Raw genomic sequence first — 25923 nt, forward strand, 5'->3', positions numbered from 1 at the left:
ACTGCCGTAAGCCCATTCATGATTAGGAGCGTCACGACAATGAAATCGAACAAGACCCTGCTGACCACATTGCTGTCCATGGGCCTGTTGGCCAGTGCCGGTGCGACGCAAGCCGCCGGCTGGTGCGAATCGGGCAAACCGGTGAAATTCGCCGGGCTGAACTGGGAAAGCGGCATGCTCCTGACCGACGTGCTGCAAGTGGTGCTGGAGAAAGGTTACGGCTGCAAGACCGACAGCCTGCCGGGCAATTCCATCACCATGGAAAACGCCCTGAGCAGCAACGATATTCAAGTGTTTGCCGAAGAGTGGGTCGGCCGCAGCGAGGTCTGGAACAAGGCCGAGAAGGCCGGCAAGGTCGTCGGTGTCGGTGCACCGGTGGTGGGCGCGGTCGAAGGCTGGTACGTGCCGCGTTACGTCATCGAAGGCGATGCCAAGCGCAAGCTGGAGCCGAAAGCCCCGGACCTGAAAAACATCGCCGACCTGGGTAAATACGCAGCCGTGTTCAAGGACGCCGAAGAGCCGTCCAAGGGCCGCTTCTATAACTGCCCGGCCGGCTGGACCTGCGAACTCGACAACAGCGAAATGCTCAAGAGCTACGGTCTGGAAAACAGCTACACCAACTTCCGCCCGGGCACCGGCCCTGCGCTGGATGCGGCAGTGCTGTCGAGCTACAAGCGCGGCGAGCCCATCCTCTTTTACTACTGGTCGCCGACGCCGCTGATGGGGCAGATCGATGCGGTCAAACTCGAAGAGAAACCGGGCGTCGACAAGCGCGTGACCATCAAGGTCGGCCTGTCGAAAACCTTCCACGACGAAGCCCCGGAACTGGTCGCCGTGCTGGAGAAGGTCAACCTGCCGATCGACCTGCTCAACCAGAACCTGGGACGCATGGCCAAGGAACGTATCGAGTCGGCAAAACTGGCGAAAATCTTCCTCAAGGAACATCCTGAAGTCTGGCACGCATGGGTGAGCGACGACGCAGCCAAGAAAATCGACGCGGCCTTGTAGGTCAGGTTTCCCCGGCTGCCAGCCACGGCAGCCGGACGCTTGATCGCAACCCCTTGATTGAGAGTCCCTTATGTTTCCCGAAAGCTTTACTTTTTCCATCGCCGACTGGGTCAACGGTTGGGTCGATTCGCTGGTGACCAATTACGGCGACGTGTTCCGCCACATCTCCGACACGCTGCTATGGGCCATCGTCAGCCTTGAAGGTCTGCTGCGTGCTGCGCCGTGGTGGCTGATGCTGGCGATCGTCGGCGTAATCGCCTGGCACGCCACGCGTAAAGTGGTAACCACCGCAGTGATTGTCGGCTTGTTGTTTCTGGTGGGCGCGGTCGGCCTCTGGGACAAGCTCATGCAGACCCTCGCGCTGATGATGGTCGCGACCATCATTTCGGTGCTGATCGGCATCCCGCTGGGGATTCTCTCGGCGCGCAGCAATCGCCTGCGTTCGGTGCTGATGCCGCTGCTCGACATCATGCAGACCATGCCGAGTTTCGTGTACCTGATCCCGGTGCTGATGCTCTTCGGCCTGGGCAAGGTGCCGGCGATTTTCGCCACGGTGATCTACGCCGCGCCACCGCTGATTCGCCTGACCGACCTGGGTATTCGCCAGGTCGATGGTGAAGTGATGGAAGCGATTAATGCCTTCGGCGCCAACCGCTGGCAGCAACTGTTCGGCGTGCAACTGCCGCTGGCGCTGCCGAGCATCATGGCCGGGATCAACCAGACCACGATGATGGCCCTGTCGATGGTGGTCATCGCTTCGATGATCGGCGCCCGTGGCCTCGGTGAAGACGTGCTGGTGGGCATTCAGACCCTCAACGTCGGTCGTGGTCTCGAAGCCGGGCTGGCGATCGTGATTCTCGCTGTGGTCATCGACCGCATCACTCAAGCGTACGGTCGGCCACGCCACGAGGTGAGCAAATGAGCAACGCAAGCGTGAGCAAGATCGAAGTCAAAAACGTCTTCAAGATTTTCGGCAACCGCGCCAAGGACGCACTGGCCATGGTCGGCCAGGGCAAGAGCAAGGATCAGGTGCTGAGCGAAACCGGTTGCGTGGTTGGCGTGAACGACCTGTCACTGAGCATCGGCACCGGCGAAATTTTTGTGATCATGGGCCTGTCCGGCTCGGGCAAATCCACCCTGGTGCGCCACTTCAATCGTCTGATCGACCCCACCAGCGGCGCGATCCTGGTGGATGGCGAGGACATCCTGCAGTACGACATGGACGCCCTGCGCGAATTTCGTCGACACAAGATCAGCATGGTGTTCCAGAGCTTCGGCCTGCTGCCGCACAAGACCGTGCTCGACAACGTCGCCTATGGCCTGAAAGTCCGTGGTGAAAGCAAGCAGGTCTGCGCCGAACGCGCGCTGCACTGGATCAACACCGTCGGTCTCAAAGGCTACGAAAACAAATACCCGCACCAGCTCTCCGGCGGCATGCGTCAGCGCGTTGGCCTGGCCCGGGCGTTGGCGGCGGACACTGACATCATTCTCATGGACGAAGCGTTCAGTGCGCTGGATCCGCTGATCCGCGCCGAGATGCAGGACCAGTTGCTGGAGCTGCAAAAGACCCTGCACAAGACCATCGTCTTCATCACACACGACCTCGACGAAGCCGTGCGCATCGGCAACCGCATCGCGATTCTCAAGGACGGACGGTTGATTCAGGTGGGTACGCCACGGGAAATCCTGCATTCACCGGCCGATGAGTATGTCGACCGGTTTGTGCAGCGGCGGGCGGCGGTGGTTTAACAAACTTGCGGTGATGCGGCCGGCCCCTTCGCGAGCGAGCTCGCTCCCACAGGAGACCGCATTCCAATGTGGGAGCGAGCTTGCTCGCGAAGGGGCCGGCAGAGCTGCATCAATATTACGGTTGAGGTTTTAGATGTCCCAGGCTGAAAAAATCATCATCACCGGCGCGCCTCTGCGTTGGCAGGACGTGGTCGCCGTTGCCCGTCACGGCGCGCCGCTGGAACTGTCCAGCGACACCTGGGCGCGCATCGACAACGCTCAGGCGATCGTCCAGCGCATCGTCGCCAGCGGCGAGCGCGCCTATGGCGTCAATACTGGTCTGGGCGGTCTGTCCAATGTTTCGCTGCAAGACGAACAGCTCAGCCAGCTCTCGCGCAACACCTTGCTCAGCCATGCCTGCGGTGTCGGCCCGGTCCTAAATGATGAGCAGACTCGCGCGATCATCTGCGCCGCGATCCACAACTACAGCCACGGCAAGTCCGGCCTGCACCGGCGTGTGGTCGAAGGGCTGCTGGCGCTGCTCAATCGCGGCATCACTCCGCAAGTGCCGTCGCAGGGTTCGGTGGGTTATCTGACGCACATGGCGCACGTCGGTATCGCGCTGCTCGGCGTTGGTAATGTCAGCTATCGCGGGCAGATCATGTCGGCGCAACAGGCGCTGGCCGAACAGGGCCTGCAGCCTGTGCAATTGGGCGCGAAGGACGGTTTGTGTCTGGTCAACGGCACGCCGTGCATGACCGGCCTCAGCTGTCTGGCGATTGCCGATGCCACGCGACTGCTGCAATGGGCCGATGTCATCGGTGCGATGAGTTTCGAAGCCCAGCGCGGCCAGATCGATGCCTTCGATGCCGAGATCATCGCGCTCAAGCCGCATCCGGGCATGCAGCAGGTCGGCAACAACCTGCGCGCCTTGCTCGATGGCAGCGAAGTGATCGCCGCAAGCAAAGGCATTCGCACTCAGGACGCGCTGAGCATCCGGTCGATCCCGCAGGTGCACGGCGCCGCGCGTGATCAACTGGAGCACGCAATCAAACAGGTCGAAGCCGAGCTCAACGGCTGCACCGACAATCCGCTGCTGCTCGGCACCCCAGACGATTTCCGGGTGATGTCGCAGGCCAACCCGCACGGTCAATCGGTGGCGATGGCCGCCGATTTGCTGGCGATTGCCATGGCCGAAATCGGCTCGATTGCCGAGCGTCGTCTGGACCGTTTGGTCAATCCGCACGTCAGCGGTCTGCCGGCATTTCTGGTGGCCAATCCCGGGGTCAACTCGGGGATGATGATCGTGCAATACGTCGCCGCCTCGCTGTGTGCGGAAAACCGCCAGTTGGCGCAACCGGCGGTACTCGACAACTACATCACCTCGGGCCTGCAGGAAGATCACCTGAGCATGGGCACCAACGCCGCGCTGAAGCTGCATCGCGCGCTGGAAAACTGCACGCAGATCCTCGCGATTGAATACCTGCTGGCGGCGCAGGCGTTTGAATTCCTCAAGGAACAGCGCTTTGGCGTGGGCACTGACCGCGCGTGGAAACTGCTGCGCGAAACGGTCCCCGCCTACGATCAGGATCGCTGGCTGGCGCCGGACATCGCTGCCGCTGCAAGCGTCTTGAAAGACCCGAATCTGCCGCAGAACGTTCTACCGGATTTGCACTGACCACTACCCATACCAGCGTGCCAAGGCGCGGATCGTTCACAAGACGAGAGGCGACGGATAACGGAATGCTCCGGAGCGACTGGTAGTTAATAACAATGCCTAACAGGAGCATTTTAATGACTGCGCTGAACCTGATCCCCGGCCAACTGAGCCTGGCCCAACTGCGTGACGTCTACCAGCATCCCGTCACGTTGACCCTCGACAACAGCGCCAGCGCGCAGATCGAGGCCAGCGTCGCCTGCGTCGAACAAATTCTTGCGGAGAACCGCACCGCCTACGGCATCAACACCGGTTTCGGCCTGCTGGCCTCGACGCGCATCGCCAGCGAAGACCTGGAGAACCTGCAGCGTTCGCTGGTGCTCTCGCACGCGGCCGGCGTCGGCCAGCCGATCAGCGATGACCTTGTGCGACTGATCATGGTGCTCAAGGTCAACAGTCTCAGCCGTGGTTTTTCCGGCATCCGTCGGCAGGTGATCGATGCGCTGATCGCGCTGATCAATGCCGAGGTCTATCCGCACATTCCGCTGAAAGGTTCGGTCGGTGCGTCGGGCGATCTGGCGCCGTTGGCGCACATGTCGCTGGTGCTGCTGGGCGAGGGCAAGGCCCGCTACAAGGGCGAATGGCTTGAAGCCACCGAAGCGCTGAAAGTCGCCGGCCTGGCGCCGCTGACGTTAGCGGCTAAAGAAGGTCTGGCGCTGCTCAACGGTACCCAGGTTTCCACGGCGTTTGCCCTGCGCGGTTTGTTCGAAGGCGAAGACCTGTTCGCCGGTGCCTTGGCGCTGGGCAGTCTCACCGTTGAAGCTGTGCTCGGTTCGCGCTCGCCGTTCGACGCGCGCATTCACGCCGCACGTGGGCAGAAAGGTCAGATCGACGCTGCGGCGGCTTATCGTGATCTGCTCGGTGAGCGCAGCGAAGTCTCCGCCTCGCATCAGAACTGCGACAAGGTTCAGGACCCGTATTCGCTGCGCTGCCAGCCGCAAGTCATGGGCGCCTGCCTGACCCAGTTCCGGCAGGCCGCTGAAGTGCTGGCTGTGGAAGCCAACGCGGTGTCGGATAATCCGCTGGTATTCGCCGCTGAAGGCGATGTGATTTCCGGCGGTAACTTTCACGCCGAACCGGTGGCCATGGCCGCTGACAACCTGGCTCTGGCCATCGCCGAAATCGGCTCGCTGAGCGAGCGGCGCATCTCGCTGATGATGGACAAGCACATGTCGCAACTGCCGCCGTTCCTCGTCGCCAATGGCGGGGTGAACTCCGGTTTCATGATCGCCCAGGTCACCGCTGCGGCGCTGGCCAGTGAAAACAAGGCGTTGTCCCATCCGCATTCGGTGGACAGCCTGCCGACGTCGGCCAACCAGGAAGACCACGTGTCGATGGCCCCAGCTGCCGGCAAACGCCTGTGGGAAATGGCCGAGAACACTCGCGGGATTCTCGCCGTGGAATGGCTGGCGGCGGTGCAGGGCCTGGATCTGCGTAACGGTCTGAAGACCTCGCCGAAGCTGGAACAGGCGCGGGCGATCCTGCGCAGGGAAGTGCCGTTTTATGAAAAGGACCGATTCTTTGCGCCGGACATCAATGCGGCGACTGAATTGCTGGCTTCGCGGTGTTTGACCGAGCTTGTTGCTGGGCAGTTGTTGCCTAGTTTGTAAGCGCTTTACGGGGAGATTTTATTGTTAGTGAAATCGATCCCCCTCACCCCAGCCCTCTCCCCCAAGGGGGAGAGGGGGAAGGGAGCCGATCTTCATTGTTTTCGCAACGGGAGTTCGGCTGAGAAATTCAGGTCGGCATATCTCGACAGAACAACACGGTCAGTCCCCTCTCCCTCTGGGAGAGGGCTAGGGTGAGGGGCTTTTGAGGCTGCTCACCATACCAACCCAAACGGAGGCCAACAGTGAAAACCCTCTGGCAACACTGCCACGTCGCAACCATGGCCAACGGCGCCTATTCGATCATCGAGGATGCCGCGATCGTGACGTCCGGCACGCTGATCGAGTGGATCGGCCCGCGCGCCCAACTGCCGACCGGTGAATACCCGGCGGTCAATGATTTGCAGGGTGCGTGGGTCACGCCCGGGCTGATCGACTGCCACACCCACACCGTGTTCGGCGGCAACCGCAGCGGCGAGTTCGAGCAGCGTCTGCAAGGCGTCAGCTACGCCGAGATCGCCGCGCAGGGCGGCGGCATCGCCAGCACCGTGCGCGCCACGCGCGAAGCCACTGAAGACGAGCTGTTCGTCAGCGCCGCCAAGCGCTTGAAAAGCCTGATGCGCGATGGCGTGACCACGGTGGAAATGAAATCCGGCTACGGCCTCGATCTGGCCAACGAGCGCAAGCTTCTGCGGGTCATCCGGCGCCTGGCCGAAGAGCTGCCGATCAGCGTGCGCAGCACTTGCCTGGCGGCGCACGCGTTGCCGCCGGAGTACAAAGATCGCGCCGACGAATACATCGATCTGGTGTGCGAGCAGATGCTCCCGGCCCTTGCCGCCGAAGGTCTGGTCGACGCCGTGGATGCGTTCTGCGAATACCTGGCATTCTCGCCGGAGCAGGTCGAGCGGGTCTTCGTCGCCGCGCAACAACTCGGACTGCCGGTGAAGCTGCACGCCGAGCAGTTGTCCTCGCTGCACGGCTCAAGCCTCGCCGCGCGCTACAAAGCCTTGTCCGCCGATCATCTGGAATTCATGGACGAGGACGATGCCATCGCCATGGCTGCATCCGACACTGTCGCGGTGCTGCTGCCGGGCGCGTTCTATTTTCTGCGTGAAACTCAATTACCGCCAATGGATGCGCTGCGCAAACACAAGGTGAAGATCGCCATCGCCAGTGACCTCAACCCCGGCACCTCGCCAGCGCTGTCGTTGCGCTTGATGCTGAACATGGCCTGCACCTGTTTTCGCATGACTCCGGAAGAAGCCCTGGCCGGGGCGACCCTTCATGCCGCGCAGGCGTTGGGCATGGCCGATACCCACGGCTCGCTGGAGGTCGGCAAGGTCGCTGATTTCGTGGCGTGGGAAATCGAGCGTCCGGCGGATCTGGCCTATTGGCTCGGGGGCGATCTGGACAAGCGCGTCGTGCGTCACGGCGTCGAATCGAATCTGTAGGAGAACGGTTGTGGACAAGGTTCTGAATTTCAAACAAGGCCGCGTGCCGCTGCTGATCAGCATGCCCCACGCCGGCGTGCGTCTGACCCCGGCGGTCGAAGCCGGGTTGATCCCCGCCGCGAAGAGTTTGCCGGACACCGACTGGCATATCCCGCAGCTCTACGATTTTGCCGAGGAACTGGGCGCCAGCACCCTGGCTGCCGAGTATTCGCGTTTCGTCATCGACCTCAACCGGCCGTCCGACGACAAGCCTTTGTATGCCGGGGCGACCACCGGGTTGTATCCGGCGACGTTGTTCGACGGCATTCCGTTGTTTGAGGAGGGGCAGGAGCCGTCGAAAGAGGAACGCGCGACTTATCTGGAGCAGATCTGGACGCCGTATCACCGCACCTTGCAGGAGGAACTGGCGCGACTGAAAGCCGAATTCGGTTACGCGCTGTTGTTCGATGCGCACTCGATCCGCTCGATCATCCCGCACCTGTTCGACGGCAAGCTGCCGGACTTCAACCTCGGCACGTTCAATGGCGCCAGTTGTGATCCGCAACTCGCTACGCAGCTGGAAACGATCTGCGCCGGGCACGAGCAGTTCACTCATGTGCTCAACGGTCGCTTCAAGGGCGGGCACATCACCCGCCAGTACGGCGACCCGGCGCAGGACATCCACGCGGTGCAGCTGGAATTGTGCCAGTCCACCTACATGGAAGAGTTCGAGCCGTTCCGCTACCGCGCCGACCTGGCCGAACCGACGCGGGTGGTGCTCCGGGAATTGCTGCAGGGACTGCTCGCTTGGGGTGAAAAACATTACTGCAAATAACACCACCATCCCCTGTGGGAGCGAGCTTGCTCGCGAAGGCGTCGTGTCAGTCGACATCAAATTCGACTGGTCTGCCGTTTTCGCGAGCAAGCTCGCTCCCACAAGGGTTGCATGCAGCAGATAAATTGCGTCAACGAGCGAGCATGCTCATTGACGCAAATCGGGTTTATGATGCCCAACGGCAGAATAATACGAGTCCCCCCAGGGATGACCTCGACCCCTTACGGAGCGCGCAATGCAGACTTTGTTTCCGCAGATCAAACCCCACGCCCGGCACGATCTGGCTGTCGATGACACCCATACGCTGTACGTCGATGAAAGCGGCTCGCCGGAGGGTTTGCCGGTGGTGTTCATCCACGGTGGCCCCGGCGCCGGTTGCGACGCCCAGAGCCGGCGCTATTTCGATCCGAATCTGTATCGCATCGTCACCTTCGACCAGCGCGGCTGCGGTCGCTCCACGCCGCATGCCAGCCTGGAAAACAACACCACCTGGGATCTGGTCGAGGATCTCGAGCGCATCCGCAAACATCTGGGCATCGAGAAATGGGTGCTGTTTGGCGGCTCATGGGGCTCGACCCTGGCACTGGCCTACGCGCAAACCCACCCGGAGCGGGTGCATGGTCTGATTCTGCGCGGGATCTTTCTCTGCCGTCCGCAGGAAATCGAATGGTTCTACCAGGCCGGCGCCAGCCGTCTGTTTCCCGATTACTGGCAGGACTACATCGCGCCGATCCCGCTGGACGAGCGCGACGACCTGCTCAACGCTTTCCACAAACGCCTGATCGGCAACGACCAGATCGCCCAGATGCATGCGGCGAAGGCGTGGTCGACCTGGGAAGGGCGCACCGCGACCCTGCGCCCGAATCCGCTGGTGGTCGATCGCTTCTCCGAGCCGCAGCGCGCGCTGTCGATCGCGCGGATCGAATGCCATTACTTCACCAACAATGCCTTCCTTGAGCCCAACCAGTTGATCCGCGACATGGGCAAGATCGCCCATCTCCCCGGCGTGATCATTCACGGTCGCTATGACGTGATCTGCCCGCTCGACAATGCCTGGGAGTTGCACCAGGCCTGGCCGAACAGCGAATTGCAGGTGATCCGTGACGCCGGTCATGCCGCGTCTGAGCCGGGTATCACCGATGCACTGGTGCGCGCTGCGAGCAAAATGGCCCAGCGCCTGCTCGACCTGCCGCTCGAAGAAGCATGAAGGCGCTGTTGCAGCGCGTACGCGGTGCGCGGGTTGAGGTCGCCGGCGAGGTGGTCGGCGCGGTCGATCAGGGTTTGCTCGTGCTGGTGGCGGTAGAACCCGACGACACGCGTGCCAGCGCCGACAAACTTCTGCATAAGCTGCTTAACTATCGGGTATTCAGTGACGCCGAAGGCAAGATGAATCTGTCCTTGGCGGATGTGGGTGGCGGGTTGCTGCTGGTCTCGCAGTTCACCCTCGCCGCCGACACCAAAAGTGGCCTGCGCCCGAGCTTCTCTACGGCCGCACCGCCGGCACTGGGTGAGGAATTGTTCGACTATTTATTGAGCCAGGCGAAACAGGTGCATGGCACTGTGGCATCAGGTAGATTCGGCGCCGATATGCAGGTGCACCTGGTCAACGATGGCCCGGTTACCTTTTTGTTACAGACCTGACGGTGCCTGAAACATCTTTTTCGGACGTTTCGCCTGTTTTTAGGCTGTTTTCGCGATAAATACTTTGTTACCCCTGATGCGTTGTCATCCGGGCTACTAGATAATCGCGCGCTGCGGGGATCGACATTCGTTGATCCGTTTTGACTTAGGTAGAGACTTGTCTGGATCCGATTGGGGAATCATTTTGCCCCGGCGGAGTCGGAACAATGCTCGCCAACCTGGCATAAAGATAGCTGGCCGTTGGTTTATTGATCTGTTTTCGGCGAGGGTTGCTCGTGATTGTTAGTCCCTGTAATGCAGCAAAAATGTCTGCCAAACGCATGCGAAGTGCTCTGGTAGCGGGTTCGGCGCTCCTGTGCCTGCTCAGCGCCGGTCAGCTTTGGGCGTTCAATCTTGACGACGTATCGGCCAAGGCCAAAGAGCTGGCCGGGCAGAAGTTCGAAGCCCCGCGCAGCAACCTGCCGAACGAATTCCGCGAAATGAAGTTCGCGGACTACCAGAAGATCCGCTTCCTCACCGAAAAGGCTGAGTGGGCCGATCAGAAGACGCCGTTCAAACTCTCCTTCTATCACCAGGGTATGCACTTCGATACACCGGTGAAAATCAACGAAATCACTGCGAACACCGTCTCGGAGATCAAATACGATCCGAGCCGCTTCGATTTCGGCGATCTGAAATTCGATCCGAAAGCCACCGAACAACTGGGCTATGCCGGTTTCCGTGTGCTGTACCCGATCAACAAGGCCGACAAGCAAGACGAGATCATGACCATGCTCGGCGCGAGTTACTTCCGCGTCGTCGGCAAGGGTCACACCTATGGTCTGTCGGCCCGTGGTCTGGCGATCGATACCGCGCTGCCGTCGGGTGAAGAATTCCCGCGTTTCCGCGAGTTCTGGATTCAGCAGCCCAAGCCCGGTGACAAGCATCTGGTGATCTTCGCCCTGCTCGATTCGCCGCGTGCCACCGGTGCCTATCGTCTGATCCTGCGTCCGGGCAGCGACACCATCGTCGACGTCAAGGCGCAGATGTTCCTGCGTGACAAGGTCGGCAAACTGGGCATCGCGCCGCTGACCAGCATGTTCCTGTTCGGCGCCAACCAGCCGTCGAAAGTCCTCAACTACCGTCGTGAACTGCACGACTCCAGCGGTCTGTCGATCCATGCCGGCAACGGCGAGTGGATCTGGCGTCCGCTGAACAACCCTAAACATCTGGCCGTGAGCAACTTCAGCGTCGAGAACCCGCGTGGTTTCGGCCTGCTGCAGCGTGGCCGCGACTTCAGCCACTACGAAGACCTCGACGATCGCTACGACAAGCGCCCAAGCGCCTGGATCGAGCCGAAGGGCGAGTGGGGCAAGGGCACCGTCGATCTGGTAGAGATTCCGACCGCTGACGAAACCAACGACAACATCGTTGCGTTCTGGAGCCCGGAAAAAATGCCTGAGCCAGGCCAGCCGCTGGACTTCGCCTATCGCATGCACTGGACCATGGACGAAGCAGCGATCCACGCGCCGGACAGCGCCTGGGTGGCGCAGACCCTGCGTTCGACCGGTGACGTCAAGCAATCGAACCTGATCCGTCAGCCGGATGGCAGCGTTGCCTATCTGGTCGACTTCGAAGGCCCGTCGCTGGCGGCCCTGACGCCGGACGCCGACGTGCGCAGTCAGGTCAGCGTCGGCGACAACGCTGAACTGGTCGAGAACAGCGTGCGCTACAACCCGGAAACCAAGGGCTGGCGCTTGACCCTGCGGATGAAGATCAAGGACGCCAGCAAGGCGACCGAGATGCGCGCCGCACTGGTTCAGCCAGTGGTCACCGCGGATCTGGCCAAATCGGTACCGGCCTCCAATTCGTCGGTCGCCAAGGCTGACAAGGTTGCCGCCAAGCAACAGGAGAAACTCGACAAGGAAGCCAAGGCCGCCGAAGCCAAACAGGCTGAAGCCAAGCCGGCAGCCGATGCCAAGGACAAGGCCAACAAAGACGCCAAGCAGCCAGTCGCTGCCGACGCGGCCCCAGCCACACCGGAATCGGCGCCGACTGAAGAAGTCCTGACCGAGACCTGGAGCTATCAGTTGCCTGCCGATGAGTAACTCACACGTACAGCCAGAGACTCTGTCCGAGTATCTGGCGCATCTGCCGATGACCGACGAGCAACGCGCGGAACTCGCGGGTTGCCAGTCGTTCAGCGAGCTGCATGAACGCCTGTCGTCCTCGACATTCGACGCCCCTGCCGAAGCCGCCCAGGCTTCGGTGGGCAAGCGCCTGACCCTGAGCACTGCCGAAGAACTGGCCGAAGCGGAAATGCTGGTGCTCGACGCCAGTGGTCGGGTCAGCCTCAAGGCGACCCCGCCGATCCGCCGTACCAAGGTCGTGCCGGAGCCGTGGCGCACCAACATTCTGGTGCGTGGCTGGCGCCGTATGACCGGGCGCACCAACCCGCCGCAACCGCCGAAGGATGCCAATGTCCTGCCGGCCGCGCGCTGGCGCACCGTGGGCTCGATCCGTCGCTACATTCTGTTGCTGCTGATGCTCGGCCAGACCATCGTCGCCGGCTGGTACATGAAGGGCATCATGCCGTACCAGGGCTGGTCGTTCGTCGATCTCGATGAAGTCCTGCATCAACCGCTGCTGCAAACCGCCACGCAAGTGCTGCCGTACGCGCTGCAAACCAGCATCCTGATTCTGTTCGGGATTCTCTTCTGCTGGGTGTCCGCCGGTTTCTGGACCGCGCTGATGGGCTTCCTCGAGTTGCTCACCGGTCACGATAAATACCGTATTTCCGGGAAAAGCGCCGGTAACGAGCCGATTCCGAAAGATGCGCGTACTGCGCTGGTGATGCCGATCTGCAACGAAGACGTGCCGCGTGTATTCGCCGGTCTACGCGCGACGTTCGAGTCGGTCGCCGCGACCGGTGATCTGGATCGCTTCGACTTCTTCGTCCTCAGCGACAGTAACGACACCGATATCTGCGTCGCCGAGCAGCAGGCCTGGCTTGACGTCTGCCGCGAAGCCAAGGGCTTCGGCAAGATCTTCTATCGCCGCCGTCGCCGTCGTGTGAAGCGCAAGAGCGGCAACCTTGACGACTTCTGCCGTCGTTGGGGCGGTGACTACAAGTACATGGTCGTGCTCGACGCCGACTCGGTGATGAGCGGCGAGTGCCTGACCAGTCTGGTGCGCCTGATGGAAGCCACGCCGGACGCCGGGATCATCCAGACCGCGCCGCGTGCGTCGGGCATGGACACCCTGTATGCGCGTATGCAGCAGTTCGCTACCCGTGTGTATGGCCCGTTGTTCACTGCCGGCCTGCACTTCTGGCAGTTGGGTGAATCCCACTATTGGGGTCACAACGCGATCATTCGCATGAAGCCGTTCATCGACCACTGCGCCCTGGCGCCGTTGCCGGGCAAGGGCGCGTTCTCCGGTGCGATTCTGTCTCACGACTTCGTTGAAGCTGCGTTGATGCGCCGTGCCGGTTGGGGCGTGTGGATTGCCTACGACCTGCCGGGCAGCTACGAAGAACTGCCGCCGAACCTGCTCGATGAACTCAAGCGTGACCGTCGCTGGTGCCACGGCAACCTGATGAACTTCCGGCTGTTCCTGGTCAAGGGCATGCACCCGGTGCACCGCGCGGTGTTCCTGACCGGCGTGATGTCCTACCTGTCGGCGCCGTTGTGGTTCTTCTTCCTCGTGTTGTCGACTGCGCTGCTGGCGGTGAACACGCTGATGGAGCCGCAATACTTCCTTGAACCGCGCCAGCTTTATCCGCTGTGGCCTCAATGGCACCCGGACAAGGCCATCGCGCTGTTCTCGACGACCATCGTGCTGCTATTCCTGCCGAAGCTGTTGAGCATCATCCTGATCTGGGCCAAGGGCGCGAAAGAGTTCGGCGGCAAGTTCAAGGTGACCCTGTCGATGCTCTTGGAGATGCTGTTCTCCATGCTGCTGGCGCCGGTGCGGATGATTTTCCACACCCGCTTCGTCCTCGCCGCGTTCCTCGGCTGGGCCGCGACCTGGAATTCGCCGCAGCGTGACGACGACTCGACGCCGTGGAGCGAAGCGGTCAAGCGCCACGGCCCGCAGACATTGCTGGGCTTCTTCTGGGCGCTGCTGGTGATCTGGCTGAACCCGAGCTTCCTCTGGTGGCTGGTGCCGATCGTCGGTTCGCTGATGCTGTCGATCCCGGTGTCGGTGATCTCCAGCCGCGTCGGTCTGGGCCTGAAGTCCCGTGACGAGAGCCTGTTCCTCATTCCTGAGGAATACAATCCGCCGCAGGCCTTGCTGGCAACCGATCAGTACACCCACGAGAACCGTTATCACGCCCTCAACGACGGCTTCGTCCGCGCCGTGGTCGACCCGCAGCAGAACGCCCTGGCGTGCTCGCTGGCGACCTCGCGTCACGGTCAGGCCGAGCCGATCGAGTGGCTGCGTCAGGAGCGTGTGCGTCACGCGATCAAGGTCGGCCCGTCCGGGCTGAACAACCATGATCGCCTGCAACTGCTCAGCGACCCTGTTGCACTGGCACGCCTGCATGAGCAGGTCTGGGCCGAAGGTCTCGCCGAGTGGCTGGACGCCTGGCGCGCCTCGGTGAAAGCCGATCCGCATGCGCCGTTGCTGCCGTTGCGACCGGTGAGTCTGCAGACTCAACCGGCCTGATGAAATTGCCCCGCGAATGCGGGGCTTTTTTTTAAAGATCGCAGCCTTCGGCAGCTCCTACAGGGTGTACATCGATCCTGTGTAGGAGCTGCCGAAGGCTGCGATCTTTGCTTGTACGGCCTGACCCATCACAACAATTGCCGGCAAAAAGCCTTGTGCTAATGAACGAGTGCGTTAGCATCCGTCCCCGAATTGGCGCGCCCGGGCTTTCTTGCCCGTCTCTGTCGTTTTCGCGCCGCACACGCAATGGTTTTGGGGACTTGAAGATGAAGAAGTATCTGTCGATGCTGCTGGTCGGCGTCACGGCACTGGTTGCAGTCAATGCGGCGCAGGCCGGCGCTATCGATGAAGCGGTAAAGCGCGGCTCGCTGAAAGTCGGCATGGACCCGACCTACATGCCGTTCGAGATGACCAACAAACGCGGCGAAATCATCGGTTTCGAAGTCGATATCCTCAAAGCCATGACCAAGGCCATGGGCGTCAAGCTCGAGCTGGTCTCGACCGGTTACGACGGCATCATCCCGGCGCTGATGACCGACAAGTTCGACATGATCGGCAGCGGTATGACCCTGACCCAGGAGCGCAATCTGCGCCTGAACTTCAGCGATCCGTTCATCGTCGTCGGCCAGACCCTGCTGATCCGCAAGGAGCTTGAAGGCACCATAAAGTCCTACAAAGACCTGAACACGGCTGACTACCGCATCACCTCCAAACTCGGCACCACGGGCGAAATGGTCGCCAAGAAGCTGATCTCCAAAGCCAAGTACCACGGCTACGACAACGAGCAGGAAGCCGTGCTCGACGTGGTCAACGGCAAGGCTGACGCCTTCATCTACGATGCGCCGTACAACGTCGTTGCGCTGAACAAGGTCGGCGCCGGCAAACTGGTGTTCCTCGACAAGCCGTTCACCTACGAGCCGCTGGCCTTTGGCCTGAAGAAGGGCGACTTCGACAGCCTCAACTTCATCAACAACTTCCTGCACCAGATCCACGAAGACGGCACCTACGATCGCATCCATGACAAGTGGTTCAAGAGCACCGAGTGGCTCAAGGACATGGAATAAGCCCGGTCTGCCAGACCGAGTCGCCCCATTCGCGAGCAAGCTCGCTCCCACTTTGGAATGCGTTCCAATGTGGGAGCGAGCCTGCTCGCGAAGAGGCCCTCCAGAGCGACCCAGAATCCGGAACCTGCAATGAAACAGAAAAAAGCCCAATGGCCCTGGCACGTCCTCACCGTGCTGGTGCTGGTCGGCCTGGCGGGCGCGTTGTATTACGCGACGTCGCTGATGTCCTACGAATGGCGCTGGAATCGCGTGCCGCAGTACTTCGCCTACCAGGCAGAAGAAACCCAGCGCGCCGCGGATATTTCCACCGTCACCGAGCTGGTGCGCAAGGGCAGCAGTGCCGAGGTCACGCTGCGCAACGATGCCGGTGACGAGCAGCGGCTGACCGTCGACGAAAACAGCCTGCAATTCGCTCAGGGCGACGATGTGGCTGAAGGCGATGTCGTCGGCGTGACCCGGCATTGGGCGGCAGGACCGCTGTTGTGGGGATTGTGGACGACGTTGTGGCTGTCGCTGGTGTCTGGCGTGCTCGGCTTGCTTATCGGTCTGGTCACCGGCCTGTGCCGGCTGTCGAGTAACCCGACCCTGCGCGATCTCTCGACCATCTACGTCGAACTGGTTCGTGGCACACCGCTGCTGGTGCAGATTTTTATTTTCTACTTTTTCATCGGCACGGTGATGAACCTGTCCCGTGAGTTCGCCGGGATCGCTGCGTTGTCGCTGTTCACCGGCGCCTACGTGGCGGAGATCATCCGTTCCGGCGTGCAATCGATCGCCCGTGGCCAGAACGAAGCCGCGCGCTCGCTCGGTCTGAGCGCCGGCCAGTCGATGCGCCACGTGGTCCTGCCGCAGGCGTTCAAGCGCGTGCTGCCGCCGCTGGCCGGGCAGTTCATCAGTCTGGTCAAGGACACGTCGCTGGTGTCGGTGATCGCCATCACCGAGCTGCTGAAAAGCGGCCGGGAAGTCATCACCACCTCGTTTTCGCCGTTCGAGATCCTGTTCTGCGTTGCCGGCCTGTACCTGTTGATCAACCTGCCGCTGTCGAAAATCGCCAGCCGGCTTGAGCGGAGGCTCGCGCAAAGTGATTGAAGTCCGCGATCTGGTAAAAGTCTTCGACACCCGTGGGCAGGTTGTGCGCGCGGTGGATAACGTCAGCACCTCGGTGGCCAAAGGCGAAGTACTGGTGGTGATCGGCCCGTCCGGTTCCGGCAAGTCGACCTTCCTGCGCTGCCTCAATGGTCTGGAGGAATTTGATTCCGGTTCGGTGAGCATCGATGGCCTGCAACTGGCCGACGCGAAAACTGACGTCAACGCCTACCGCCGCGAAGTCGGCATGGTTTTCCAGCATTTCAACCTGTTCCCGCACATGACGGTGCTGGAAAACCTCTGTCTGGCGCAGAAAGTCGTGCGCAAGCGCGGCAAGAAAGAGCGCGAAGCCAAGGCGATGGAATTGCTGAAAAAGGTCGGCATTGCACAGAAGGCCAACGAATTTCCGTCACGCCTGTCCGGCGGTCAGCAACAGCGCGTGGCGATTGCCCGGGCGTTGGCGATGGAGCCGAAGGTGATGTTGTTCGATGAGCCGACCTCGGCGCTCGATCCGGAAATGGTCGGCGAAGTGCTCGACGTGATGAAGAACCTGGCCGTGGAAGGCATGACCATGGTCTGTGTTACCCATGAGATGGGCTTCGCTCGGGAAGTAGCGGATCGGGTGTTGTTCTTCGATCACGGCAAGTTGCTCGAAGATGCAGCGCCGGCGGCGTTCTTCGATGCACCGAAGGATCCGCGGGCTCAGGCCTTTTTGCGCCAAGTGCTGTAATTTCAGCGCCTGACCTATCGCATTCGCGAGCAGGCTCGCTCCCACAGTTGACCGAGTTGTCCAAGCGGACGCGATCCAATGTGGGAGCGAGCCTGCTCGCGAATGGCATCACCTCGGTCTCAAGCGAACCGAGGTGGATGAATCACCTCAAACCTTGAAGCGGCCCACCAGCATCTGCAGATGCGTGCCCAGCCGCGCCAGTTCAACGCTGGATGCAGCAGTCTCTTCACTCGCCGCCGAGGTCTGATCCGACACATCGCGCACGTTTAGCACGCTGCGGTTGATCTCTTCGGCCACGGCGCTCTGCTGCTCGGCGGCTGCGGCGATCTGCTGGTTCATCGCCTGGATCGCCGAGACGGTGCGGGTGATGCTTTCCAGTGAGCCACCGGCGCGACGGGTCAGTTCGACGCTGCTGTCGGTGAGGCTGCGGCTGTTGTCCATGATGGTCGCCACCTGCTGAGTACCGTTTTGCAGACCGACGATCAGCTCTTCGATCTCTTCAGTGGACTTCTGCGTGCGCTGGGCGAGGCTGCGTACTTCGTCGGCGACCACCGCAAAACCACGCCCGGCCTCACCGGCACGGGCCGCTTCGATGGCAGCGTTGAGGGCCAACAGGTTGGTTTGTTGGGCAACCGACTTGATCACGTCGAGGACGCTGCCGATCTTGTCGCTTTCTCGCTTGAGCTCGCCCATGGCTTCGGTGGAATGCCCGACCTCGATCGCCAGACGCTCGATCTGCGCGATGGCCTCGCCGACCACTTTGTCACCCTCGCGGGCCTGTTGGTCAGCAGCGACAGCGGCTTCCGAAGCTTCTTCAGCGTTGCGCGCGACTTCCTGCACGGTGGCGGCCATTTCATTCATGGCGGTGGCGACCTGATCGGTCTCGACTTTTTGATTGTTGACCCCGGCGCTGGTCTGCTCGGTCACAGCCGAGAGTTCTTCAGCGGCGCTGGCGATCTGCGTGACGCCGTCGCTGATCCCGCCGATCAATTCGCGCAGGCCTTGAGTCATGCTTTGCATCGAGCGCTGCAACTGGCCGAGTTCGTCGCGACGCAGGGAGACCAGATTGTGAGTCAGGTCGCCGGCCGCCACGCGTTCGGCCACTTTCAGGGTCTGGGTCAACGGAATGATGATTTGCCGAGTGATGATCCACGCTGCCAGCAGACCGAACACCAGCGCCAGCACGGTGGCGATCAACAGCATGTTCTTGGCGTGGGCAGCGTCAGTGTCGCGCACCACGGTTTGCGATTCGGTGAGTTTCTTGCTGACTGACATCAGGATCTCGCCCTGAGCCGACATGTTCGCCAGTGCGGCGGTGTTCTTGACCTGCGAATCACGGAACTGGGCGACGGCGGCGCGGTAGGCCTTGAGCGAGTCGGTGGCCTGCTGCAGGTTGGCGATGTGCTGCTCCGGCACGCGAGTCGGCAGGCTTTCGAGGTTTTTCAGCGCGTTGTCGATGGCGGTCAGCGCCGGTTGCTCGGCGTCGGCCTTGCCGCTGTAGGTGTAGCCGCGCACCTGATAGCGAGCCTGCTGGAGCAATTTGCTCAGCTCGATCACCGCGTTGTATTGCGCGACGCTGTCGCCCTGCAGCAGTGCACTTTCGACTTCGCCGACCCTGGCCACAGCATTGTCGGCGTTGGCGCCTAGCTTGCTGCGCGCATCTTCACGCTGCACGGTGGCCTGGGTCATTTCGCCGAAGGCGCGTTTGTATTCGGCGACGGCAGCCAACTGCTGGTCGACCATCGCCACATCAGACGGCTGCTCGATCATGCCGCGTGCCGATTGCAGACCGCTTTCGAGCTTGTTGAGGAATTCGTTGACCGCGCCCGGGCCTTGTTCGCCGCGACGCATGTCGTAGTCCATGCGCGCCAGGCGCAGGTCTTTGGTCAGCTCATTGAGGCTTGAGATGAAGCCAAGCTTGTCGCCGCGGCTGATGATGCCGCTCATGCCGGTCCAACCGGTGAAAGTGATCAACAGCGTCAGTAACAGCACCAGGCCGAAACCGATGCCCAGCTTGCGTTTGACGCTGACGTTTCCAAGACTCTCGGCTAACCAACGGTACATGCGACCACTCCCTTCGGACCACTAAAATTGGACTTATAGGGGCTGTATCGGCTGGGTGATGGCAATCTGTAACGCCACTTGTCCGCCCGTAGGAGCTGGTAGGAGCTGGTAGGAGCTTGTAGGAGCTGACGAGTGCAACGAGGCTGCGATCCTTTGATCTTGTTTTTCTAGAGGCAAGGTCAAGAGATCGCAGCCTCGTTGCACTCGGCAGCTCCTACAGGGATCGGTGTCGGGATTAGAACAAGCGCGCGAGCAGGGCGGTGACGGCGGTTTCGACGCGCAGGATGCGCTCGCCCAGTTGCACCGGTTGCAGGCCGGACTTGGCCAGCAGGTCGATTTCGTAGGGAACCCAGCCACCCTCTGGACCGATGGCCAACGTCACCGGTTCGCTGAGGGCGCGGGGGCAGGGGGGGTAGTTGCCGGGATGGCCGACCAGGCCGAGGGTGCCCTCGGTGATTGCCGGCAGTCGATCCTCGACGAAAGGCTTGAAACGCTTCTCGATGATGATCTCCGGCAGCACCGTATCGCGAGCCTGTTCGAGCCCCAGGATCAACTGCTCACGAATCGCTTCCGGATCCAGAAATGGCGTTTGCCAGAAGCTTTTCTCCACGCGGTAACTGTTGACCAGAATCACCTTGGCCACGCCCATGGTCGCGACGGTCTGGAACACGCGGCGAAGCATTTTCGGCCGGGGCAGGGCCAGCACCAGGGTCAGCGGCAACTTGGCCGGCGGTGGCTGATCAAGGCTGACACGCAACTCTGCTTCGCCTGCTTCCAGACGCAGCAACTCGGCCGAACCCATCAGCCCGTTGATGCGCCCGACACGCAGGCTGTCGCCCACTTCCGAGCGATGGACTTCCTGCATATGGGTCAGGCGGCGATCGCGCAGGACCACGCGGTCGGCCGCAATGAAATCGACCTCTTCGAGCAGCAGCAGGTTCATGCCTGGGTCGCTGGCGGCTGGTCGTTGTGGTCGTCGGCCGGGGTTTCGTCCGGGCGTTCGCGCTTGCTGACCAGCGCGCCGAAGAGGATGCCGATCTCGAACAGCATCCACATCGGCACGGCCAGCAGGGTCTGCGAGAAGATGTCCGGCGGCGTCAGGATCATGCCGACCACGAAGCAGCCGATGATCACGTACGGGCGGATCTTCTTCAGGTATTTGACGTCGACCACGCCGATCCACACCAGCAGCACCACGGCCACCGGAATCTCGAACGCCACGCCGAAGGCGAAGAACAGCGTCATGACGAAATCGAGGTAGCTGGCGATGTCGGTCATCATTTCCACGCCGGCCGGGGTGGCGGCGGCGAAGAACTTGAAGATCAGCGGAAAGACGAAGTAATAGGCGAACGCCATGCCGATGTAGAACAGCAGGATGCTGGAGATCAGCAGCGGTACCGCGACGCGTTTTTCATGCTTGTACAGGCCTGGCGCGATAAAGCCCCAGATCTGGTGCAGGATCACCGGAATCGCGAGAAACAGCGAGACCATCATCGTCAGCTTCAGCGGCGTCAGGAATGGTGACGACACGTCGGTGGCGATCATTGTCGCGCCGACCGGCAGGTACTGGCGCAACGGCGTCGAGACGAAGGTGTAGATCTGCTGGGTGAAGGCGAACAGCCCGGCAAAAATGATGAAGATCGCCGCCACGCAACGCAGCAGGCGGGTGCGCAACTCGGTGAGGTGCGAAACCAGCGGCATGTGCTGGTCGTTTTCCGGAAGATCGCTCATGGGGCTCGCGGCGGCAAAGTGGTGTCGTGAGGCGCAGGTGTAGTCGGCGCGGCGGTGGGAGCTACGTGTTCAACCGATGTGTCCGCGGCAACCGGCGCCGGTGCTGGCGGTGTTACAACCGGTGCAGGTGCAGGTGCAGGTGCAGGTGCAGTCGGAGCGGCAGCGCTGTGAATCGTCTGCTCGCCCACATGCTCGACCGGCGTCGGCTCCTGCTGGTTCGGATTGAAAATCTTCCGCGCCTCCTGCTCCAGCGACAGAATATGTTCGTTGTGCAGTTGCCGACGGATCTCGTCGGCACCGATTTCACGTTCAACTTCCTGTTTGATCGCGTTGAAGCTGCGCTTCAGGCGGCCGACCCACAGACCGGCGGTGCGCGCAGCGCCCGGCAGACGCTCGGGGCCGAGCACCAGCAGGGCAACGAGGCCGACGAGCAGCAGTTCAGAGAAGCTGATACCAAACATTAGTCAGTGCTCACACGTCTTTGCGGATCGGCTCTTCGACTTTCTGCGCCTGCACGTCGATGGTGTGCGGCGGGTTGGCCTGAGCGGTGGTTTGCGGCTGCACCGGTGGCACTGGCTGCGCTGGCGGGGTCACGTTCGGCTCGGTCGGTTTTTCGTCGTCATTCATGGCTTTGCGAAAGCCCTTGATCGATTCGCCAACGTCGGTGCCGAGGTTTTTCAGTTTCTTGGTACCGAACACCAGCACCACGACAATCAGAATGACGACCCAGTGTTTCCAGTCAAAAATGCCCATGTGGCGATTCCTCTCTAAAAATTGTTCAGGCGGACGGACGCGAGGCTTTCTCGACGTGTCCGGACAGGCCGAAGCGACGGTCCAGTTCATCCAGCACGGCCTGCGGATGCTGCCCCAGTTGGGCGAGCATGACCATGCTGTGGAACCACAGGTCGGCGGTCTCGTAGATCACATCACTGCAGTCGCCGCTGATGGCGGCGTCCTTGGCGGCAATAATGGTTTCGACCGACTCTTCGCCGACTTTCTCCAGAATCTTGTTCAGCCCCTTGTGATACAGGCTGGCGACATACGAACTGTCGGCGGCTGCGCCTTTGCGCTCTTCGAGCACTTCAGCCAGACGGGTCAGGGTGTCACTCATGTGTGTGTCCTGCGGAGTAGATGGCATGCGGGTCTTTCAGAACCGGGTCGACCGTTTTCCAGTCGCCGTTTTCGAAGGCCCGGTAAAAGCAGCTTTGCCGGCCGGTGTGGCAAGCGATGTCGCCGATCTGTTCAACCATCAGGATGATCACGTCGGCGTCACAGTCCAGACGCATTTCATGCAGAGTCTGCACATGGCCGGACTCCTCGCCCTTGCGCCACAGCTTGCCACGGGAACGTGACCAGTAGATTGCACGATTCTCCGCGGCGGTCAGTTCCAGCGCTTCGCGGTTCATCCAGGCCATCATCAATACGCGCCCGGTCTTGTGATCCTGGGCAATCGCCGGCACCAGGCCGTCGGCGTCCCACTTGATCTCGTCCAGCCAGTTTTTCATCTTCGATTCCTGAAAAGCAGCTTCGAGTTTCAAGCTTCAAGCTGCAAGTAAAAGCAGGTTGCGGTGTGTCTGTGTCGCCATGCATGCAGCTCGCAGCTTATAACTTGCAGCTCGATCGTGCTATCGGCGAACGACCAGATACAAACCGACCGCCAGCATGATTCCGGCGGGCCAGTGCGCCCAATCGGTCAGCGGGCCACCGGCGGCGAGGGTCGCGCCGCCGGCCAGATGCGCGCAGCCGAGCAGGCGCAGGAACCAGTCGTCCTTGCGTTTGTGCCACGGCGGCGGTGGATCTTTGGCGTGAGGTTGCGACATGCGTTCGAGCAGATCGCGGGCCATGTTCGACAGGTGCGGAATCTGCTCCAGCTGGCTCTGCACGTTGCCCAGCAAGGCTTTCGGGCTGACGCGTTCGCGCATCCAGCGCTCGAGAAACGGCTGCGCGGTGTTCCACAGATCCAGATCCGGATACAGCTGACGACCAAGGCCTTCGATGTTCAGCAGGGTCTTCTGCAACAGCACCAGCTGTGGCTGCACTTCCATGTTGAAGCGGCGCGCGGTCTGGAACAGGCGCATCAGCACCTGGCCAAATGAAATATCTTTTAACGGTTTTTCGAAGATCGGTTCGCACACCGTACGGATCGCCGCTTCGAATTCGTTGAGTTTGGTTTCCGCCGGCACCCAGCCCGAATCGATGTGCAACTGCGCGACACGGCGGTAGTCACGCTTGAAGAAGGCGAACAGGTTGCGCGCCAGATAATCCTGGTCTTCCGGGGTCAGGCTGCCGACGATGCCGCAGTCGATCGCAATGTATTGCGGGCTCCACGGATTGACCGTGCTGACGAAGATGTTGCCCGGGTGCATGTCGGCGTGGAAGAAACTGTCGCGGAACACCTGCGTGAAGAAAATCTCCACGCCGCGCTCGGCGAGCATTTTCATGTCAGTGCGCTGGTCGGCGAGGGTCGCCAGGTCAGTGACCTGAATCCCGTAGATGCGCTCCATGACCAGCACTTTCGGCCGGCACCAGTCCCAATAGACTTGCGGCACGTACAGCAGCTGCGAGCCCTCGAAGTTGCGGCGCAACTGGCTGGAGTTGGCCGCCTCGCGCAACAGGTCGAGTTCGTCGTAAATGGTTTTTTCGTAATCCTGCACCACGTCGACCGGGTGCAGCAGGCGCGCGTCAGCGGAGAACTTCTCGGCGGCGCGCGCGAGGATGAACAGCCACGCCAGATCCTGCGCGATCACCGGTTTCAGGCCGGGGCGAATGACCTTGACCACCACTTCTTCGCCGCTTTTGAGCTGCGCCGCATGCACCTGCGCCACCGAGGCCGAGGCCAGCGGCTCAACGTCGAAGCGACTGAACACTTCGCTGATTTTCTTGCCCAGCTGTTCTTCGATCAGCTTGATTGACAGTTGCGAATCGAACGGCGGCACGCGGTCCTGCAACAGCATCAGCTCATCGGCGATGTCTTCCGGCAACAGGTCGCGGCGGGTCGAAAGAATCTGCCCGAACTTGATGAAAATCGGCCCCAGATCCTGCAACGCCAGACGCAAGCGCGCGCCTCGATTGAGCTCCAGCGGCTTGCGCGGTAGCCAGCGCCACGGCAGCAGAAAGCGTACTGCCAGGAGAAACCAGGGCAGCGGCAGATCGAACAGCAGGTCATCGAGGCGGTAGCGGATCACGACGCGCTGGATGCGCAACAGACGGCGGACGGCAAGCAGCTTCATGCGTTATCGCTTGGGTCGAGGGATCGGGAAAGGCGCTCGAAACGCGCCTCGAGTCGTTCCAGATCAAGTTTGATCCGGTCCAGTTCGCTGAACCGCGCTTCGGCTTCGCGCTGCCCGACAAGGGTGCGTGATTCTTCGGCGAGGTATTCGGCGAGATTCTGGTTGAGGCTGGCAAATCCTTGTTGATACCAGCGCGCGCGGCTGCGCAGATGACCACCGAGCAACTGCGTGGCGACCGGGCCGAGCCAGCGCGAGAGTTCGTACTCCCAGTCCAGCTCAAGGTCTTGCAGCACGCCGGCCAGCTCCAGCAACACGCCGCTGTCGCCATCGAGCTCGACTTCGGGTGCGTGCAGCACGGCGGTCTTGTCTTTGCTCAGAGCCAGTTTCACCAGGCTCGAGGCCGGTGCGCGCAGCGTGCAATCGACATCCGCGGCCCACTGTGAAGCCAGCATCAGGCCTTCGTCGCTGGGCAGTATGAACAGTTGCAGTGCCGGGCTGCGGCAATCGACGGCAATCACCTTGCCGGTCAGATGCGCCAGGCGCGGCAGCGCCGTGCTGTCGAGACGCAGCACCCGGTTGAGGCCGAGTTCGACGCTGGCGAGCAGCCCGGTGAGCAACATCAGGGTTTGATGCCGCGGTGCAGGGCGACGATGCCTGCGGTCATGTTGTGATAGGTCACGCGGTCGAAACCGGCCTCGACCATCATCGACTTCAGGGTTTCCTGATTCGGGTGCATGCGGATCGATTCGGCCAGGTAGCGATAGCTTTCCGAGTCATTGGTGATCAGCTTGCCCATCAGCGGCATGAAAGCGAACGAGTAGGCGTCGTAGGCTTTAGACATCAGCGCGTTGGTCGGCTTGGAGAATTCCAGCACCAGCAGGCGTCCGCCGGGCTTGAGCACACGCAGCATCGAACGCAACGCGTCCTCTTTGTGCGTGACGTTGCGCAGGCCGAAGGCGATGGTCACGCAGTCGAAGTGGTTGTCCGGGAATGGCAGTTTTTCCGCGTCGGCCTGGACGAATTCGACGTTGCCGGCAACGCCCAGATCGAGCAGGCGATCACGGCCGACCTTGAGCATCGATTCGTTGATGTCGGCCAGCACCACTTGGCCGGTCGGGCCGACGAGGTGCGAGAACTTGCGGGTCAGGTCGCCGGTGCCGCCGGCAATGTCAAGCACGCGGTTGCCGCTGCGCACGCCGGAAAGCTCGATCGCGAAACGCTTCCACAGGCGGTGCATGCCGCCCGACAGAAGGTCGTTCATCAGGTCGTATTTCGCGGCTACGGAATGGAAAACCTCAGCGACTTTTTCCGCTTTCTGGCTTTCCGGAACGTTTTTGAAGCCGAAGTGAGTGGTGGGTTCGGCATCGCTGCCTTTGCGCTGATCAGTCATATCGCTGTCACC

General features: G+C 61.4%; 24 protein-coding genes and 1 pseudogene. 14 read left to right on the forward strand and 11 right to left on the reverse strand.

Annotated features, from left to right (window positions below):
* Nucleotides 1-39 precede the first annotated feature (39 nt).
* The 14 genes from AC0Z4S_RS04755 to AC0Z4S_RS04820 all read left to right on the forward strand — a co-directional run bounded on the left by AC0Z4S_RS04755 (nucleotide 40) and on the right by AC0Z4S_RS04820 (nucleotide 17496).
* Nucleotides 40-1008: an ABC transporter substrate-binding protein gene (locus AC0Z4S_RS04755; RefSeq protein WP_485622242.1), complete on the forward strand. Its 969-nt coding sequence runs from the start codon at nucleotides 40-42 to the stop codon at nucleotides 1006-1008.
* Nucleotides 1009-1078: 70 nt separating this feature from the next.
* Nucleotides 1079-1930 carry an ABC transporter permease gene (locus AC0Z4S_RS04760; protein WP_016772087.1) on the forward strand — a complete coding sequence of 284 codons (852 nt, stop codon included), beginning with the start codon at nucleotides 1079-1081 and terminating at the stop codon, nucleotides 1928-1930.
* The gene (locus AC0Z4S_RS04765) at nucleotides 1927-2757 is read left to right on the forward strand and encodes a quaternary amine ABC transporter ATP-binding protein (RefSeq protein ID WP_253498150.1); all 831 of its coding nucleotides are present in this window, start codon (nucleotides 1927-1929) and stop codon (nucleotides 2755-2757) included. The genes AC0Z4S_RS04760 and AC0Z4S_RS04765 overlap by 4 nt, the downstream gene beginning before the upstream one ends.
* Nucleotides 2758-2890: 133 nt before the next feature.
* Entirely contained in the window at nucleotides 2891-4414 is a 1524-nt protein-coding gene (gene hutH / locus AC0Z4S_RS04770; RefSeq protein ID WP_485622243.1) for a histidine ammonia-lyase, read from the forward strand.
* A 116-nt stretch (nucleotides 4415-4530) separates the two neighbouring features.
* Entirely contained in the window at nucleotides 4531-6063 is a 1533-nt protein-coding gene (gene hutH, locus AC0Z4S_RS04775; RefSeq protein WP_485622244.1) for a histidine ammonia-lyase, read from the forward strand.
* A gap of 242 nt (nucleotides 6064-6305) precedes the next feature.
* Nucleotides 6306-7511: an imidazolonepropionase gene (gene hutI / locus AC0Z4S_RS04780; RefSeq protein ID WP_485622245.1), complete on the forward strand. Its 1206-nt coding sequence runs from the start codon at nucleotides 6306-6308 to the stop codon at nucleotides 7509-7511.
* A 10-nt stretch (nucleotides 7512-7521) separates the two neighbouring features.
* Entirely contained in the window at nucleotides 7522-8325 is an 804-nt protein-coding gene (gene hutG, locus AC0Z4S_RS04785) for an N-formylglutamate deformylase (protein ID WP_485622246.1), read from the forward strand.
* A gap of 235 nt (nucleotides 8326-8560) precedes the next feature.
* A complete protein-coding gene (gene pip, locus AC0Z4S_RS04790) occupies nucleotides 8561-9532 on the forward strand; it encodes a prolyl aminopeptidase (protein WP_024011249.1) in 972 nt (323 codons plus the stop codon).
* Nucleotides 9529-9966 (forward strand): D-aminoacyl-tRNA deacylase, encoded by a 438-nt coding sequence (gene dtd, locus AC0Z4S_RS04795; RefSeq protein ID WP_485622247.1) that lies wholly within the window; start codon nucleotides 9529-9531, stop codon nucleotides 9964-9966. The genes pip and dtd overlap by 4 nt, the downstream gene beginning before the upstream one ends.
* A 305-nt stretch (nucleotides 9967-10271) precedes the next feature.
* Nucleotides 10272-12053: a glucan biosynthesis protein G gene (locus AC0Z4S_RS04800; protein ID WP_161806073.1), complete on the forward strand. Its 1782-nt coding sequence runs from the start codon at nucleotides 10272-10274 to the stop codon at nucleotides 12051-12053.
* Nucleotides 12046-14616, forward strand: a complete 2571-nt coding sequence (gene mdoH, locus AC0Z4S_RS04805; protein WP_485622249.1) for a glucans biosynthesis glucosyltransferase MdoH — start codon at nucleotides 12046-12048, stop codon at nucleotides 14614-14616. The genes AC0Z4S_RS04800 and mdoH overlap by 8 nt, the downstream gene beginning before the upstream one ends.
* Nucleotides 14617-14882: 266 nt before the next feature.
* Nucleotides 14883-15680 (forward strand): transporter substrate-binding domain-containing protein, encoded by a 798-nt coding sequence (locus tag AC0Z4S_RS04810; protein WP_471878268.1) that lies wholly within the window; start codon nucleotides 14883-14885, stop codon nucleotides 15678-15680.
* 129 nt (nucleotides 15681-15809) lie between these two features.
* Nucleotides 15810-16769 (forward strand): amino acid ABC transporter permease, encoded by a 960-nt coding sequence (locus tag AC0Z4S_RS04815; protein WP_253498174.1) that lies wholly within the window; start codon nucleotides 15810-15812, stop codon nucleotides 16767-16769.
* Nucleotides 16762-17496 (forward strand): amino acid ABC transporter ATP-binding protein, encoded by a 735-nt coding sequence (locus AC0Z4S_RS04820; protein ID WP_485622250.1) that lies wholly within the window; start codon nucleotides 16762-16764, stop codon nucleotides 17494-17496. The genes AC0Z4S_RS04815 and AC0Z4S_RS04820 overlap by 8 nt, the downstream gene beginning before the upstream one ends.
* Before the next feature lie 147 nt (nucleotides 17497-17643).
* Here AC0Z4S_RS04820 and AC0Z4S_RS04825 read toward each other — a convergent pair whose 3' ends face one another.
* The 11 genes and pseudogenes from AC0Z4S_RS04825 to ubiE all read right to left on the reverse strand — a co-directional run bounded on the left by AC0Z4S_RS04825 (nucleotide 17644) and on the right by ubiE (nucleotide 25911).
* Nucleotides 17644-18516, reverse strand: a complete 873-nt coding sequence (locus AC0Z4S_RS04825; RefSeq protein ID WP_370695128.1) for a methyl-accepting chemotaxis protein — start codon at nucleotides 18514-18516, stop codon at nucleotides 17644-17646.
* A pseudogene (locus AC0Z4S_RS04830) lies at nucleotides 18499-19560 on the reverse strand (methyl-accepting chemotaxis protein); the annotation flags it as partial. The pseudogene AC0Z4S_RS04830 and the gene AC0Z4S_RS04825, both read right to left, overlap by 18 nt.
* Nucleotides 19561-19795: 235 nt before the next feature.
* Entirely contained in the window at nucleotides 19796-20503 is a 708-nt protein-coding gene (locus tag AC0Z4S_RS04835) for a 16S rRNA (uracil(1498)-N(3))-methyltransferase (RefSeq protein ID WP_485622252.1), read from the reverse strand.
* On the reverse strand, nucleotides 20500-21291 hold the full coding sequence (gene tatC / locus AC0Z4S_RS04840) for a twin-arginine translocase subunit TatC (protein ID WP_016772075.1): 792 nt from the start codon (nucleotides 21289-21291) through the stop codon (nucleotides 20500-20502). The genes AC0Z4S_RS04835 and tatC overlap by 4 nt, the downstream gene beginning before the upstream one ends.
* Entirely contained in the window at nucleotides 21288-21752 is a 465-nt protein-coding gene (gene tatB / locus AC0Z4S_RS04845; protein WP_485622253.1) for a Sec-independent protein translocase protein TatB, read from the reverse strand. Before tatB ends, tatC begins: the two co-directional genes overlap by 4 nt.
* A gap of 10 nt (nucleotides 21753-21762) precedes the next feature.
* On the reverse strand, nucleotides 21763-22044 hold the full coding sequence (locus AC0Z4S_RS04850; RefSeq protein WP_039756649.1) for a twin-arginine translocase TatA/TatE family subunit: 282 nt from the start codon (nucleotides 22042-22044) through the stop codon (nucleotides 21763-21765).
* Nucleotides 22045-22069: 25 nt separating this feature from the next.
* Nucleotides 22070-22402 (reverse strand): phosphoribosyl-ATP diphosphatase, encoded by a 333-nt coding sequence (locus AC0Z4S_RS04855; protein ID WP_007909355.1) that lies wholly within the window; start codon nucleotides 22400-22402, stop codon nucleotides 22070-22072.
* A complete protein-coding gene (hisI, locus tag AC0Z4S_RS04860) occupies nucleotides 22395-22796 on the reverse strand; it encodes a phosphoribosyl-AMP cyclohydrolase (RefSeq protein WP_462003639.1) in 402 nt (133 codons plus the stop codon). The genes AC0Z4S_RS04855 and hisI overlap by 8 nt, the downstream gene beginning before the upstream one ends.
* 120 nt (nucleotides 22797-22916) lie before the next feature.
* Nucleotides 22917-24521 carry a ubiquinone biosynthesis regulatory protein kinase UbiB gene (ubiB, locus tag AC0Z4S_RS04865; RefSeq protein ID WP_485622254.1) on the reverse strand — a complete coding sequence of 535 codons (1605 nt, stop codon included), beginning with the start codon at nucleotides 24519-24521 and terminating at the stop codon, nucleotides 22917-22919.
* The gene (locus AC0Z4S_RS04870) at nucleotides 24518-25141 is read right to left on the reverse strand and encodes a ubiquinone biosynthesis accessory factor UbiJ (protein WP_016772070.1); all 624 of its coding nucleotides are present in this window, start codon (nucleotides 25139-25141) and stop codon (nucleotides 24518-24520) included. Before AC0Z4S_RS04870 ends, ubiB begins: the two co-directional genes overlap by 4 nt.
* On the reverse strand, nucleotides 25141-25911 hold the full coding sequence (ubiE, locus tag AC0Z4S_RS04875) for a bifunctional demethylmenaquinone methyltransferase/2-methoxy-6-polyprenyl-1,4-benzoquinol methylase UbiE (RefSeq protein ID WP_039756654.1): 771 nt from the start codon (nucleotides 25909-25911) through the stop codon (nucleotides 25141-25143). The genes AC0Z4S_RS04870 and ubiE overlap by 1 nt, the downstream gene beginning before the upstream one ends.
* Nucleotides 25912-25923 lie beyond the last annotated feature (12 nt).

It is taken from the genome of Pseudomonas sp. 1L-B-1-E-C1, from assembly GCF_057291835.1.

Excerpts from the sequence above, each read along its gene's own strand:
- AC0Z4S_RS04760 (WP_016772087.1), top strand. The coding sequence starts at position 1,079 with ATGTTTCCCGAAAGCTTTACTTTTTCCATCGCCGACTGGGTCAACGGT.
- AC0Z4S_RS04870 (WP_016772070.1), bottom strand. The coding sequence starts at position 25,141 with ATGTTGCTCACCGGGCTGCTCGCCAGCGTCGAACTCGGCCTCAACCGG.
- AC0Z4S_RS04855 (WP_007909355.1), bottom strand. The coding sequence starts at position 22,402 with ATGAGTGACACCCTGACCCGTCTGGCTGAAGTGCTCGAAGAGCGCAAA.
- AC0Z4S_RS04825 (WP_370695128.1), bottom strand. The coding sequence starts at position 18,516 with ATGCAAAGCATGACTCAAGGCCTGCGCGAATTGATCGGCGGGATCAGC.
- AC0Z4S_RS04800 (WP_161806073.1), top strand. The coding sequence starts at position 10,272 with ATGTCTGCCAAACGCATGCGAAGTGCTCTGGTAGCGGGTTCGGCGCTC.
- hisI (WP_462003639.1), bottom strand. The coding sequence starts at position 22,796 with ATGAAAAACTGGCTGGACGAGATCAAGTGGGACGCCGACGGCCTGGTG.
- AC0Z4S_RS04835 (WP_485622252.1), bottom strand. The coding sequence starts at position 20,503 with ATGAACCTGCTGCTGCTCGAAGAGGTCGATTTCATTGCGGCCGACCGC.
- hutH (WP_485622244.1), top strand. The coding sequence starts at position 4,531 with ATGACTGCGCTGAACCTGATCCCCGGCCAACTGAGCCTGGCCCAACTG.
- tatB (WP_485622253.1), bottom strand. The coding sequence starts at position 21,752 with ATGTTTGGTATCAGCTTCTCTGAACTGCTGCTCGTCGGCCTCGTTGCC.
- tatC (WP_016772075.1), bottom strand. The coding sequence starts at position 21,291 with ATGAGCGATCTTCCGGAAAACGACCAGCACATGCCGCTGGTTTCGCAC.
- AC0Z4S_RS04850 (WP_039756649.1), bottom strand. The coding sequence starts at position 22,044 with ATGGGCATTTTTGACTGGAAACACTGGGTCGTCATTCTGATTGTCGTG.
- ubiE (WP_039756654.1), bottom strand. The coding sequence starts at position 25,911 with ATGACTGATCAGCGCAAAGGCAGCGATGCCGAACCCACCACTCACTTC.
- AC0Z4S_RS04755 (WP_485622242.1), top strand. The coding sequence starts at position 40 with ATGAAATCGAACAAGACCCTGCTGACCACATTGCTGTCCATGGGCCTG.
- dtd (WP_485622247.1), top strand. The coding sequence starts at position 9,529 with ATGAAGGCGCTGTTGCAGCGCGTACGCGGTGCGCGGGTTGAGGTCGCC.
- hutH (WP_485622243.1), top strand. The coding sequence starts at position 2,891 with ATGTCCCAGGCTGAAAAAATCATCATCACCGGCGCGCCTCTGCGTTGG.
- AC0Z4S_RS04815 (WP_253498174.1), top strand. The coding sequence starts at position 15,810 with ATGAAACAGAAAAAAGCCCAATGGCCCTGGCACGTCCTCACCGTGCTG.
- AC0Z4S_RS04765 (WP_253498150.1), top strand. The coding sequence starts at position 1,927 with ATGAGCAACGCAAGCGTGAGCAAGATCGAAGTCAAAAACGTCTTCAAG.
- AC0Z4S_RS04810 (WP_471878268.1), top strand. The coding sequence starts at position 14,883 with ATGAAGAAGTATCTGTCGATGCTGCTGGTCGGCGTCACGGCACTGGTT.
- mdoH (WP_485622249.1), top strand. The coding sequence starts at position 12,046 with ATGAGTAACTCACACGTACAGCCAGAGACTCTGTCCGAGTATCTGGCG.
- pip (WP_024011249.1), top strand. The coding sequence starts at position 8,561 with ATGCAGACTTTGTTTCCGCAGATCAAACCCCACGCCCGGCACGATCTG.
- ubiB (WP_485622254.1), bottom strand. The coding sequence starts at position 24,521 with ATGAAGCTGCTTGCCGTCCGCCGTCTGTTGCGCATCCAGCGCGTCGTG.